The organism is Synechococcus sp. PCC 7502, from assembly GCF_000317085.1.
Lineage (GTDB): Bacteria > Cyanobacteriota > Cyanobacteriia > Pseudanabaenales > Pseudanabaenaceae > PCC-7502.
In genome coordinates, this window is record NC_019702.1 from 231,251 (window position 1) to 243,537 (window position 12,287).

General features: G+C 41.4%; 11 protein-coding genes. 9 read left to right on the forward strand and 2 right to left on the reverse strand.

Going from position 1 to position 12,287, the window contains the following annotated elements; all coding sequences use genetic code 11:
• Window positions 1-31: 31 nt before the first annotated feature.
• Both SYN7502_RS01135 and fabG read left to right on the forward strand, forming a co-directional pair.
• Complete coding sequence (locus SYN7502_RS01135; protein ID WP_015167059.1) at window positions 32-1,714, forward strand: GspE/PulE family protein; 1,683 nt, start codon at window positions 32-34, stop codon at window positions 1,712-1,714.
• 66 nt (window positions 1,715-1,780) lie between these two features.
• A complete protein-coding gene (gene fabG / locus SYN7502_RS01140) occupies window positions 1,781-2,524 on the forward strand; it encodes a 3-oxoacyl-[acyl-carrier-protein] reductase (RefSeq protein ID WP_015167060.1) in 744 nt (247 codons plus the stop codon).
• Between the two features lie 53 nt (window positions 2,525-2,577).
• Here fabG and bchB read toward each other — a convergent pair whose 3' ends face one another.
• Both bchB and SYN7502_RS01150 read right to left on the reverse strand, forming a co-directional pair.
• Window positions 2,578-4,104, reverse strand: a complete 1,527-nt coding sequence (gene bchB, locus SYN7502_RS01145; RefSeq protein WP_015167061.1) for a ferredoxin:protochlorophyllide reductase (ATP-dependent) subunit B — start codon at window positions 4,102-4,104, stop codon at window positions 2,578-2,580.
• 117 nt (window positions 4,105-4,221) lie between these two features.
• Window positions 4,222-4,425, reverse strand: a complete 204-nt coding sequence (locus SYN7502_RS01150) for a hypothetical protein (protein ID WP_015167062.1) — start codon at window positions 4,423-4,425, stop codon at window positions 4,222-4,224.
• A gap of 86 nt (window positions 4,426-4,511) precedes the next feature.
• Between SYN7502_RS01150 and SYN7502_RS01155 the strand changes: the two genes are divergently transcribed.
• From SYN7502_RS01155 to SYN7502_RS01185, 7 genes are all read left to right on the forward strand, one after another.
• Complete coding sequence (locus SYN7502_RS01155; RefSeq protein WP_015167063.1) at window positions 4,512-5,621, forward strand: sulfate ABC transporter substrate-binding protein; 1,110 nt, start codon at window positions 4,512-4,514, stop codon at window positions 5,619-5,621.
• A gap of 95 nt (window positions 5,622-5,716) precedes the next feature.
• Window positions 5,717-6,007: an NIL domain-containing protein gene (locus SYN7502_RS01160; protein WP_015167064.1), complete on the forward strand. Its 291-nt coding sequence runs from the start codon at window positions 5,717-5,719 to the stop codon at window positions 6,005-6,007.
• Window positions 6,007-6,879 (forward strand): sulfate ABC transporter permease subunit CysT, encoded by an 873-nt coding sequence (cysT, locus tag SYN7502_RS01165; protein ID WP_015167065.1) that lies wholly within the window; start codon window positions 6,007-6,009, stop codon window positions 6,877-6,879. The genes SYN7502_RS01160 and cysT overlap by 1 nt, the downstream gene beginning before the upstream one ends.
• Window positions 6,869-7,726: a sulfate ABC transporter permease subunit CysW gene (gene cysW / locus SYN7502_RS01170; protein ID WP_015167066.1), complete on the forward strand. Its 858-nt coding sequence runs from the start codon at window positions 6,869-6,871 to the stop codon at window positions 7,724-7,726. The genes cysT and cysW overlap by 11 nt, the downstream gene beginning before the upstream one ends.
• Window positions 7,727-7,837: 111 nt before the next feature.
• The gene (locus SYN7502_RS01175) at window positions 7,838-9,433 is read left to right on the forward strand and encodes an ArnT family glycosyltransferase (protein WP_015167067.1); all 1,596 of its coding nucleotides are present in this window, start codon (window positions 7,838-7,840) and stop codon (window positions 9,431-9,433) included.
• A gap of 126 nt (window positions 9,434-9,559) precedes the next feature.
• Window positions 9,560-10,591: a peptidoglycan recognition protein family protein gene (locus SYN7502_RS01180; RefSeq protein ID WP_015167068.1), complete on the forward strand. Its 1,032-nt coding sequence runs from the start codon at window positions 9,560-9,562 to the stop codon at window positions 10,589-10,591.
• 336 nt (window positions 10,592-10,927) lie between these two features.
• Entirely contained in the window at window positions 10,928-12,280 is a 1,353-nt protein-coding gene (locus tag SYN7502_RS01185; RefSeq protein ID WP_015167069.1) for a CmpA/NrtA family ABC transporter substrate-binding protein, read from the forward strand.
• Window positions 12,281-12,287 lie beyond the last annotated feature (7 nt).

Below are 12,287 nucleotides of genomic sequence, written 5' to 3' on the forward strand. Positions count from 1 at the left end.
TTAATTTTAGAAATTTTACGAACCTTAGCCCATGTCCTCTTCCCATCCACTACCATCGGAGCAATCAGTTTGGAAACAACTCAGGTGCAATCACCTATTTTCCTGTGACGAAGCACTTAGGCTTTTGGTTGATCCATCGGGCAGATTAAATATAAATGGCTTGGATGCAGAGCTAAATCATCGCTTCTTTCAGAAATTTGAAGATCGGAACTCTCTTCCTCCGGTAGTGCCTTTGCTGCTGTGGCAGAGTTGCTTTTACTTGGGCAGCCCCGTGGAAATTAGTGATGACATTCTTAAAAAAATTAGCGATCGCACCCTTACGGCTATCAAAATCATCCCGATCGCCTCCGAAAGCTATAGGGCATGGTTTCGTACCCAAAATCTCCCCGATCCCAAAAATATTACTTCCAATCGTTTAATCAATCCCTTAACAGGGGAAACTGAAGAAGTTGATATTCGTGAAGTTACCGACCTTTACCTATCCCAAGCCGCCAACCAAACTCGCCGCATTAACGCCCTAATTTCTGTGGCAATGCAGCACCGTGCCAGTGATATTCACCTTGAGCCAACGGAAGAAGGTTTGAGATTTCGCTGTCGGATTGATGGTATTTTGCGGGATATTAAAACCCTACCCCTAGAGGTCAGCCGCCGTATTATTGTTGCCCTTAAAGTGATGTGTAACATGGATATTGCCGAAAGTCGCAGACCCCAAGACGGGCGCATTGGCAGAAGCTACACCGAGGAAAATACCGAAAGTGCCAATTTAGATATGCGCGTTAGCACCTTGCCCTGTGTTAATGGCGAAAAAGTCGTAATTAGATTATTACCAAGGCGGAATCCATTTACAGGAAATATTCAAGGTTTAGGATTTACGCCCAGAGCTTTACAAACCTATAGCACTTGGTTACAACAGCCCCAGGGGTTAATTATTATGACGGGACCCACTGGCTCAGGTAAAACTAGTACCCTTTATACCAGCCTGCAAATGATTGCCACTGAGCATGTCAATGTGGTCACAGTCGAAGACCCCGTAGAATATATCCTGCCTAATATTACCCAAACCCAAGTACATGAGCTGGCAGGGATGACCTTTGCGGCAGGATTAAGGGCGATTTTGCGACAAGACCCTGATATTGTCATGGTGGGCGAAGTCAGAGACCCTGAAACGGCAGAAACTGTGATTAGAGCAGCTTTGACAGGACACCTAGTACTTAGTACCATGCACACCAATGATGCTGCCAGTGCCATTCCTCGCCTTAAGGACTTAGGACCAGACCCCGGCTTAATTAGTGATGCTTTGTTAGGTATAGTGGCACAGCGTCTAGTGCGTAAGGTTTGTCCCCACTGCGCTCAACCTCATATCCCTTCTGATACGGAACTCATGGCTTTAACGCTTAGTAGAAGTGATATTGGCAGCAACTGGCGTAAGGGTAAAGGCTGTGAAAAATGTTTAGGATCGGGATATTTGGGACGGGAAGCCGTGGTGGAATTATTGGATGTGAATGATCATGTACGTCGAATTATCTATGAAGGCAATATTACCCAAATGAATCGGTATTTAAGTGAAATTGATTTTGATTCCTTTCGCCTCGCTGCCATTGATAAGGTGATTAGGGGAGTTACAACCGTTGAAGAAGTGACAAGAGTTTTACCACGCAGCGCACTAGTACATAGGTCTGTGTTTGTACCTAGGCAAATATCTAACGCCAGTTAAGAGGTACAGATTCTGGTGTAGTCTAGTATTCTCAATATTTCAAAAATTTATTTCACAATTTAATATATGGGTAATTTAGTCGGAAAAGTTGCGATTGTGACGGGGGCATCACGGGGAATTGGTAAAGCGATCGCCCAAGCTCTGGCACAGGAAGGAGCAAAGGTAGTAATTAATTATGCTAGTTCGGCTACGGCGGCGGTGGCATTAGTTCAAGCAATTCAAGATCAAGGCGGAGAGGCGATCGCCCAAGCAGGAGACGTATCTAAACCAGAGCAGGTAGATGCCCTAATTAAATCAGCAATGGACACTTGGGGGAGGGTTGATATTTTAGTTAATAATGCGGGAATCACTAAAGATACACTGCTTTTACGCATGAAACTAGAGGAATGGCAAGCTGTAATTGACCTCAACCTGACAGGGGTATTTTTATGTACCCAACGAGTCTCAAAGATTATGCTTAAACAAAAATCGGGACGTATTATTAACATTGCCTCGGTAGCGGGACAAATGGGTAACCCCGGACAGGCAAATTACAGTGCTGCTAAAGCAGGAGTGATCGGCTTTACTAAAACCGTGGCGAAGGAACTAGCTTCCCGCAGTATTACCGTTAATGCCGTTGCCCCCGGATTTATCACCACAGATATGACCGCAGGACTAGAGGCAGAAGGAATTTTAAGTTATATTCCCCTCGCTCGCTATGGTACTCCTGAAGAAGTGGCAGGGGTGGTGAGGTTCCTAGCTGCCGATCCTGCTGCCGCTTACATTACTGGACAGGTATTTAATGTGGACGGTGGTATGGTGATGGCTTAATATTCTTCTCTCCTTTACCCAAGATCAAACTGATTAGTAAGGGAGAGCAACCTTTAAGCTCCGACTGATTCCTTAGCCGCATAAAATACTTCCAAGGTAATTTCACTGACTTGGCGATCGCGGGCAAATTTCTCCGTATTCCGTTTGACCTTACCCCGTACAAACCCAGGAATTTGTTGCAGAGTTGCCTTTGCTTCTTTGCTCCAGTTCATATCAGCACCTGCGGAAATTCCTTTAGTGATAACTTCTTTGGTATCGTGACCCCCAAAAATCTCTAATAGGTGATCTTCCATGCCTAAAGTGAAGGAGTTATACACTAAATCACACACTTGATTGGTGCCTTCGTAGCCTAAAAACGGTTTATAGCCAATGGGAAAGTTCTGAACGTGAATCGGTGCGGCAATTACACCACAGGGAATATTTAAGCGTTTACCAACATGACGTTCCATCTGGGTACCAAAAATAGCTGACGGTTCCACACGGGCGATCGCATCGCCAATCAGTCCATGATCCTCAGTAATTAAAACTTCCTCGCAATATTCACTGACTTCTTTGCGGAACCATTCCTCATCATATTTACAATAGGTGCCAGCCCAAACCACATTAATACCCATTTCTCGTACTAAAATTTTGGTCATCGCCGCCGCATGGGTAGAGTCCCCAAACACTACAGCTTTTTTGCCTGTCAGGTTTTGACAATCAATAGAACGGGAGAACCAAGCCGCCTCGGAAACGTATAAAGTCTGCTCGTTAATGAACTCTTCGTAATCAACATCTGCTCCTTGGGCATTCAATACCTCTTGAATTTTGCGAATGCAACGGGCAGTTTCGACCACACCCATCGGCGTAATATCCACGCAGGGCGTACCAAATTCTAACTCTAAATACTTGGCAGCCATTCCCCCTAATTCACGGTAAGGGACTAAATTAAACCAGGCTTGAGGCAATTTTTTTAAGTCATGGACTGATGCCCCTTCAGGAATAACTAGGTTGACCTCTATGCCCAAATCCGCCATTAACCGCTTTAGTTCGGTGCAGTCATGGTGATTATGAAATCCTAAGGTGGAAATACCTAAAATATTGACCGATGGTTTCGAGGTTTTAGCTGTGGGCAGTTCCCCTTTTTTGCGAGCTTTTTCAATGTAGAACTTAACAACTTGTTCTAGGGTGCGATCGCCTGCTTGGAGTTCATTAACTCGATAGTGATTTACATCCGCCAACATCACATCACACTTAGCACTCATCTGTGCCTGCTCGACAAAGTTATGCAAGTCCTCCTGCAAAATACTAGAGGTACAAGTCGGAGTCAGAATAATTAAATCAGGACTACCCTCCACATCTTTACGCACAATATTATCTATAACTTTCTCCCCTGAACCCCTTGCCAGTACATGGCGATCGACCACACTAGTTGTCACAGGTGTAAAATCCCGCGATCGCTCTAGCATTGAGCGCATGACATTAAAATAATCATCTCCAATGGGGGCGTGCATAATTGCTTGGACATTCTTAAATGAAGTAGCAACCCGTAAAGTACCAATATGGGCAGGACCTGCATACATCCAATAGGCTAGTTTCATATTTAGTGAAGATAATTTTAGTAAAGATAATTGAAAGATATATACACACGACTTTGTATCTAATCTTTAGCCTAGTTTGCCAAGACTGGGATTGCGGCTATATTTAACTATTCTTCACTAATCTCTAAAATCGTTTACGCAGAAGTATTTCCACTTCATAAATATCTTTAGAAAAATTAATTTACAGCCAATTTTACGACCAAGGTATCCCGTACTATCCATAAAAGACTGTACAGAGATTTCTTGATCGCCAACTAAGCTTGAAACTACGAGTTTAAGGAGTTGTTTGAGGAGTTGTTTGAGGAGTTTAAATAGAGCCATAAACTATTGCAATTTAACTTTAAATATGAGATCGTGGAACTACGGTTTATACATATAATTACCGTTGTTTTTTAAAAATTAAATCCATGACCAAATACGTCCAGCGATCGCCTTTCAGCCACACTTTTCAACAAGCTTCTAAATTTTTCCAAAATCTGTCTCGATTCAAAAAATCTCGAATTTTCGTTTCACTTTTAGCTCTTAGTCTAGCCTCAACCTTGGGACTGAGTAATTTAATTGCGCCTCAGCCAGCAGCCAGTCAATCAACTAAGGAAATTACCCTAGTTAGCTATGCTGTAACCAAAACTGCCTATGGCAAAATTATTCCTAAATTTGTAGAAAAGTGGAAAAAAGAAACAGGTGAAACTGTAAAAGTTAGAGAAAGCTATGGTGGATCAGGGTCTCAAGCCCGTGCAGTCGTTGATGGCTTAGAAGCGGATGTAACTAACTTTGCCCTTGCCGTTGACACCAATAGGCTCCAAATTGCAGGATTACTAAAGGCAGGCTGGGAAAAAAGATTACCCAATAACTCGATCGTCACAAAGTCAGCCGTAGTTCTAGCTACTAGACCCGCGAACCCTAAAAATATTAAAACATGGGCAGACCTAGCAAAACCCGGAATTAAAGTTATTACTGCTAATCCTAAAACCTCTGGTGTAGCTAGATGGAACTTCGTAGCTTTATGGGGATCGGTAACTGAAACTGGTGGAACGGAAGCGCAAGCAAAAGATTATGTAACTAAGGTCTTCAAAAATGTACCTGTTCTCCCCAAAGACGCCCGTGAAGCGACAGATGTATTTATTAAGCAAAGACAGGGTGACGTATTACTTAACTATGAAAATGAGCTAATTTTAGCTGCGGCTGAAGGTAAGGCAAGTACTTTTGCCCTCCCTCCTGTAAATATCTCCATTGATACCCCTGTGGCAGTGGTTGATAAATATGTTGATAAGCACGGCACTCGTAAGGTTGCTGAGGCATTTGCTGCATATCTCTTTACTCCAGAAGCACAACGAGAATTCGCCAAAACAGGCTTTAGGTCTGTAAATCCTGAAGTGGCAAAGGAATTTGCCAGCAAGTATCGCAAAATTGAGAAGCTCTATACAATTAACGAATTTGGGGGCTGGAGTGCAGCTAACTCTAAGTTCTTTACCGATGGTGCCATCTTCGACCAAATTCAAAAAGATGCTCGTAAATAGGGTAGTTACGTTGGGGTGTTGAAGCCCCATTTTTGTTAATCGGTTGGTAATCGGTCTGTATTAATGGCTTAACCCATAGTTTATGGAGAATGACAATGCTAGAAGCTGATTACATTCAAGATAAAAGAACAACCACAGCCTTTATTACTTTAAAGATTGCGGGAGATTACCATCAAGAACCAGTAATTTCTCGCTTGATTTCTGAATTTGGCTTAACGGTTAATATAACTGCGGCAATCTTGGGAGAAAACACTAAAGACGATGGTTGGTTCAAATTAGATTTACAGGGAACCCAAGAGCAAATTCACAACGCCTTGATTTATCTCAATGATCTGGGCTTAGAAATATGGGATGGCAAAAATAATAATATTGACGAGGGCTGGTAATGAGTTCATTAACTAAAAATATAAATCAAGAGTTAAATCAAGGGAATAATGCAGGTAAGCCCAAAAAGGTTAAGTTTAAACCGCCCTACGCATGGATTGTGACATGGGTATACCTAGTAGTTATTCTTTTAATTCCAATTTCGGCTTTACTGGCAAAATCTGTTACCACAACTCCAGAGGAAATCTGGCGGATTGCCACCTCAGATGTTGCTCTCTCTGCCTACAATGTTACTTTTGTCACGGCACTCTGGGCGGGTACCATTGGCGGCATATTTGGCACTTTGGTAGCATGGGTATTAGTTCGCTATAATTTTCCTGGTAAAAAAATTATTGATGCCGCAGTAGATTTACCCTTTGCCCTCCCAACTGCTGTTGCGGGTATCAGTTTGGCTACGGTTTATAGTCCCACGGGCTGGATTGGTGCAATTTTTGAACCATTGGGCATTAAAATTGCCTTTACCCGCATAGGGGTATTTATTGCCATGCTATTTATTGCTTTACCGTTTGTAGTTAGGACTTTACAGCCAGTTCTGCTGGAAATGGAAAAGGATATAGAAGAAGTGGCATGGTGCTTAGGTGCAACCCAATGGCAGACTTTTTATAAAGTAATTTTCCCGCCTTTAATTCCGCCAATTTTAACAGGTATAGTCCTAGGTTTCTCGCGGGCGGTAGGAGAGTTTGGTTCCATCGTCATTATTGCCTCGAATATTCCCTTTGAAGATTTAATTGCTCCTGTTTTAATCTTTCAAAGGTTAGAGGAATACGACTATGTTGGTGCCACGATTATTGGCATGGTGATGTTGATCATTTCTCTAATCTTGATTTTAATTATCAATTTCTTACAAAAGTGGGGACAAAGGTATGGTCACTGACGCACCAAAGGCAGCAAAAATAAAGAAAAAAGGTCTTGGTACTGAATTTTGGGTTAAAACAGTTTTAATTACAATTTCGCTTTTGTATTTGGGACTAGTTTTATTCTTTCCTGTGGCGAATGTAGTTTACGCCGCCTTTGAGAAAGGAGTAGAGCCATTTTTAGAAGCTTTAAAGATCGATGACTTTATTAGTGCGCTCCAGTTAACGGTTTTAATTGCGGGGATTGTTTTGCCTTTGAATACAGTCTTTGGTCTATGTGCCGCTTGGGTGATTGCCCGTAATCAGTTTTGGGGGAGAACATTACTCATTAGTATTATTGATTTACCGTTTTCGATTTCACCAGTAGTTGTGGGCTTAATGATTGTCCTGCTTTACGGTAGAAATGGCTGGCTTGGTCCGTTTTTAGAGCAGAATAATCTCAAAATTATCTTTTCCACTCCGGGGATAGTAATTGCTACAATTGTTGTTACTATGCCCTTTGTTGCCCGTGAAGTCATTCCTGTACTAGAAGAAGTGGGAACATCTGAAGAAGAGGCTGCTAGGGTTTTAGGTGCTACAGATTGGCAAATTTTCTGGCGGGTTACAATTCCGAATATTCGGTGGGGCTTACTTTATGGGCTACTGCTGACTAATGCTAGGGCGATGGGTGAATTTGGGGCAGTTTCTGTGGTGTCAGGGAACTTGGCGGGCTTAACTCAAACTTTGCCTTTATATGTGGAAGAAGCGTACAAGAACTATCAATCCCAAGAAGCATTTGCCGCATCCTTGGTTTTGGGATTGTTGGCATTGGTAACTCTAGTCTTGAAGGAAGTTTTAGAACGGAAGACGGGTAAAAAAAATACATAGAACTTGATTAATAAACTTGACTAAGCAACCATTTTCAGGGAGAGTGTAACGGCTTTGATCGGTACCCTCTTTTTTATTGGGCTTTTTTATTGGATTTTATTAGAGGTTTTGATGGTTAATGATAGGTTGGTGAATAAATGGGCGATCGCTATCATTATTTGGGGATTGCTAACTAGGCTAGTAATTGCAAATTTTCTACCACCTGGTTTTGACGAAGCTTATTACTATAACTACACTCTTTATCCCAATCTTTCCTATTTTGATCATCCACCTTTAGTTGCTTTCGTTACAGGTTTTGGGGTATGGCTGACGGGAGAGGTTTCGCAGTTAACGATTCGTTTGGGGGCTTTGGTTTTATATACAGGGACTTTGATATTTATTTATCTCACTAGTGCCAAATTATTTTCCGTAAAAACTGCCACTTTAACCCTAGCGATCGCTACCTCAATTCCATTTTTTCAAGTCGGCTTCGGTACCCTAATTCTGCCCGATAGTCCGTTAATGTTTTTTTGGGCTGCTTCGATTTATGTGGCTGCCTGTGAATTTTTTAATTCTGAGGATACATATCAACCTAGTGCCAAGTTATCAGGGTTGGGGGCATTAATTGGATTAGCATTTTTGGGTAAATATCATGCTTTACTTTTAGGCTTTGGCTTAGTTGGATTTTGTCTATTTAGTCCTATGCACCGTAGGGCTCTGGTTTCAATCTGGAGTTTATGGGGTTTATGTCTATTCCTAGCAGTAATTTCGCCCGTAGTAATTTGGAATTCTCAGCATCAATGGGTCTCGTTTTTATTCCAAAGCACCCGTGCTATTCCTGAGGTTAGCTACCGATTAGATAATTTATTAGTTACTTTTCTAGCTGGAGTAGGGTATTTGTTTCCCACCTTTGGGTTTGCGATTTGGTGGACAAATTTTAAGGTCTTGGGACAAATATTAAGTACTTCCAAGTATCGAATTTTTAACCTTAGACTCAGCCTAGATCAACAGAAACAATTATTAATTTTGGCAGTATCTTTACCTGTATTTTTAATTTTTACCCTGATGGGTGGGTATCGCCAGATTTTACCCAGTTGGCACATGCCCGGATTTTTTGGGGCGACTTTAATCTTGGGACAGCAGGCAGCGATCGCCCAAGACCGTAATCCCAAACTAGTACGAAATTGGCTATGGGGTTCGGGGGTAACGGTGATGATTATTTTAACCTTGGCTTTATCCCATGTGGCTAATGGCTTAGTCCAAAAAGGGGGGGATGGTGCGATTTTTGGAGGATTTTGGGCAGCCAAAGATGATGCCTCTACCCAGTTAATTGATGTAAAGCAAGTGCGTCAGGCATTTATCGACTCCCCCAGCCTAAAGGCAGAGTTAGCAAAGTCTAAGTACATTTTTAGTAATAACTTTTTTGTATCAGGGCAGTTGGGCATGGCGATCGCGCCAATTACAAAGGCACCAATTACCTGCTTTGATCAAGATTTACGCGGGTTTGCCTTTTGGGAATCTACATCTCAATGGGTAGGTCAAGACGGATTGTATATAGCTTTGGAACTATTTGAAGAACCAATTTCTAAATATGATGGCTACTTTGAGAGCATTACTCCACTGGGAGATATTCCAATTAAGCGGGGTGGGCAAATTGTGCAGATATTTCATGTCTATCGCACCACTAAACTCCTCAAGCCTTATCCACGTCCCTATGGACTAGCTTAAATTTAGTTTTTGCTTTTAGATTTTTGTGGCTTTTGCATTTTTGGTGTATATAACATCCAATTACTTTCGAGTATCCTTATAGAATTATTTCAATTCTAACCTCAAATTTAACCTCGCCAATAGCGAATGCAACAGAAACAATTAGTAGCGATCGCCATCTTCTTTTTGACATTACTGATATTAATGCTCCTTGCCAAACCAGCTAATATCACGCCAATGGCTGATGCCGAGTTTACAAAAGTTCGTTTAGGCTCTCCAAAATTAATTAGTCAACGCATTAGTCCTAAAAAAATTAATTTCTTCCCATCGACAAATAACCTTCAGGATATTTATTTTTTATCAGAACTTAACCAATCTGCCCCGACCATAGGTTGTAAAACTAAACCCCCAACTAATCCATCCCTAGCAGCAAAACTGACTTCCACGCCAATTACCTTAGAGCGATTTCGGAGAGTAACACCCATTTCAGAAGCTATTTCTACCCAACCTCCATCAATTACCTATAGCCCTAGAGAAATTATTGCTTTAGCAGCCGCTTCTAACTATGGCGATCGCTATCTCAAAGATGTATCAGGTAAGCCTGCTAACTACCCGCCGATTATTGTTCTCCATGAAACAGTTGCACCTGCAAACACCGTTATTAACTACTTTCAAGCCTTTGAAACTGACGAAGATTATCAAGCTAGCTATCACACCTTAATAGCCCTAGACGGAACTATAATTTATTTTGTCCCACCTGATAAACGCGCATTTGGGGCAGGTAATTCGGTTTTTGTGAGTCCATTGGGAAAAGAAACCGTAAAGACAAATGTTAAGTACTCTAGTTCAGTTAATAATTTTGCCTATCATATTTCCCTTGAAACCCCTGAGGATGGTTTGGATGATGAGCTTACCCATAGGGGCTACACAAAAGCTCAGTACCAATCCTTAGGTTGGTTAGTTGCTAAAACAAATGTTTCCTTAGAACGGATTACCACCCATAGAAAAGTAGATCGATCTCATTCACGCATTGACCCCCGCAGTTTTAATTTTAAGACCTTTGAAAATTGGTTAAGTAAATTTCCTAGAACTAATGAGATTGTGATTGGCTGCCCTTTAACTAGACCTGAAGACATAATTGATGCTGGATTACTAATGACCCAAAAAGCTTCTGAGTAATTAAGCAACTTTAGTGATACTTCTAAACTGAAAATCACAATATATCAGCAAAAGATAATATAGATGTCAGTCGATGTTTATCATAAAAAGAATAGATTTTACTCTATTTGAGTTTCACTTTAAGATAGCAACAGCAAAGAATTATTTGTCATCAATTTTCAACTGCTAAGTCTTCGTAACTTAGTTTTTTATTGATAAAACTTGAAGGTGCCTAAGGAATTCTGTGTCAATTATTGAGGACGCAGACACTTCGCAAAAGGCAGCTTGGTTTTGGTTTGACTATAAAAATTAGATATTAATCCCATGTCATTTCTAAATTATTAAAGGAGATAATCTATGTCTGATTTTAATCTTAACTCTTCACGTCGGAGATTCTTAGCTAAAGCGGGAGCAACAGCTGTAGGAGCAGTATTACTTAAAGGATGTACTGGCAATCCTCCTAGCGATACCCCCACAGCCACTTCCCCCAATGCCGCTCCAACGGCAACAACTACTGCTACTGGACAAAAACCTGAAGTTACTAAAGTAAAGCTTGGTTATATACCAATTGTGGAAGCTGCACCTCTAATTATCGCCAAAGAGAAAGGATTTTTTGCTAAGTATGGGTTGCCGGATGTAGAACTCTCCAAACAAGCGAACTGGGGTGCTGCCAGAGACAACGTCAAAATTGGCGCAGCAGCAGGGGGAATTGATGGTGGTCAGTGGCAAATGCCTATGCCCTACTTGATTTCCGAAGGTATTATCACAGGTAACCAAAAAGTTCCCATGTATGTTTTGCTGCAATTAAATACCCAAGGGAATGGTATTGCGATCGCTGGGAAACACAAAGGTCAAAATGTTGGACTGAAGGTAGATAAATCATTTTTCGATAAATTGAAGTCTGGAGGAAGTAAATTTAAGGCTGCCTATACTTTCCCCAAAGCTAATCAAGAATTTTGGATTCGCTACTGGCTTGCTGCAAATGGAGTTAATCCCGATAATGAAGTTGAATTACTCACCGTACCCACCGCCCAAACTGTTGCTAATTTGAAATCGGGTACTATGGACGCTTTTAGCACAGGAGATCCTTGGTCATACCGCCTAGTAAGAGACAAAATTGGGTTTATCTCTGCGCTGACTGCGGAAATTTGGAAAGACCATCCTGAAGAGTATTTAGCACTGCGGGCAGATTGGGTAGATAAAAATCCTATAGCGACGAAGGCAATGTTAAAGGCAGTTATGGAGGCACAACAATGGTGTGATAACTTTGATAATCGCAAAGAACTGGTGGATATTGTTTCCGTTAGAGAGTATTACAACATTCCTAAGGATGTTCTTGAACAGACCATTGTCGGCAAGTATGACATGGGTGATGGTCGGAAGATTGATGATAAAAGTTTGGCAGTTCTCTATTGGAAGGATGCAAAGGGCAATGTTTCCTACCCATACCAAAGTCATGATTTGTGGTTTTTAACTGAGAGTGTGCGTTGGGGCTTCTTACCTAAGGAAACCTTAGCCACAGCCAAAGACTTAATTAAAAAAGTTAACCGTGAAGACCTCTGGCGAGAAGCAGCAAAGGAGTTAGGTATTCCTGCAGCAGATATTCCTACTAGTACCTCCCGTGGAATTGAGGAGTTTTTCGATGGTACAAAATTTGATCCAGAAAATCCTCAAGCCTATCTTGATGGATTGAAGATTAAGAAGGTATAAAAAAAAT

Bases quoted from the DNA above. Each gene is read 5' to 3' on its own strand.
- SYN7502_RS01175 (WP_015167067.1), top strand. From the start codon at position 7,838: ATGGTTAATGATAGGTTGGTGAATAAATGGGCGATCGCTATCATTATT.
- fabG (WP_015167060.1), top strand. From the start codon at position 1,781: ATGGGTAATTTAGTCGGAAAAGTTGCGATTGTGACGGGGGCATCACGG.
- SYN7502_RS01150 (WP_015167062.1), bottom strand. From the start codon at position 4,425: ATGGCTCTATTTAAACTCCTCAAACAACTCCTCAAACAACTCCTTAAA.
- SYN7502_RS01180 (WP_015167068.1), top strand. From the start codon at position 9,560: ATGCAACAGAAACAATTAGTAGCGATCGCCATCTTCTTTTTGACATTA.
- cysW (WP_015167066.1), top strand. From the start codon at position 6,869: ATGGTCACTGACGCACCAAAGGCAGCAAAAATAAAGAAAAAAGGTCTT.
- bchB (WP_015167061.1), bottom strand. From the start codon at position 4,104: ATGAAACTAGCCTATTGGATGTATGCAGGTCCTGCCCATATTGGTACT.
- SYN7502_RS01160 (WP_015167064.1), top strand. From the start codon at position 5,717: ATGCTAGAAGCTGATTACATTCAAGATAAAAGAACAACCACAGCCTTT.
- SYN7502_RS01185 (WP_015167069.1), top strand. From the start codon at position 10,928: ATGTCTGATTTTAATCTTAACTCTTCACGTCGGAGATTCTTAGCTAAA.
- cysT (WP_015167065.1), top strand. From the start codon at position 6,007: ATGAGTTCATTAACTAAAAATATAAATCAAGAGTTAAATCAAGGGAAT.
- SYN7502_RS01135 (WP_015167059.1), top strand. From the start codon at position 32: ATGTCCTCTTCCCATCCACTACCATCGGAGCAATCAGTTTGGAAACAA.
- SYN7502_RS01155 (WP_015167063.1), top strand. From the start codon at position 4,512: ATGACCAAATACGTCCAGCGATCGCCTTTCAGCCACACTTTTCAACAA.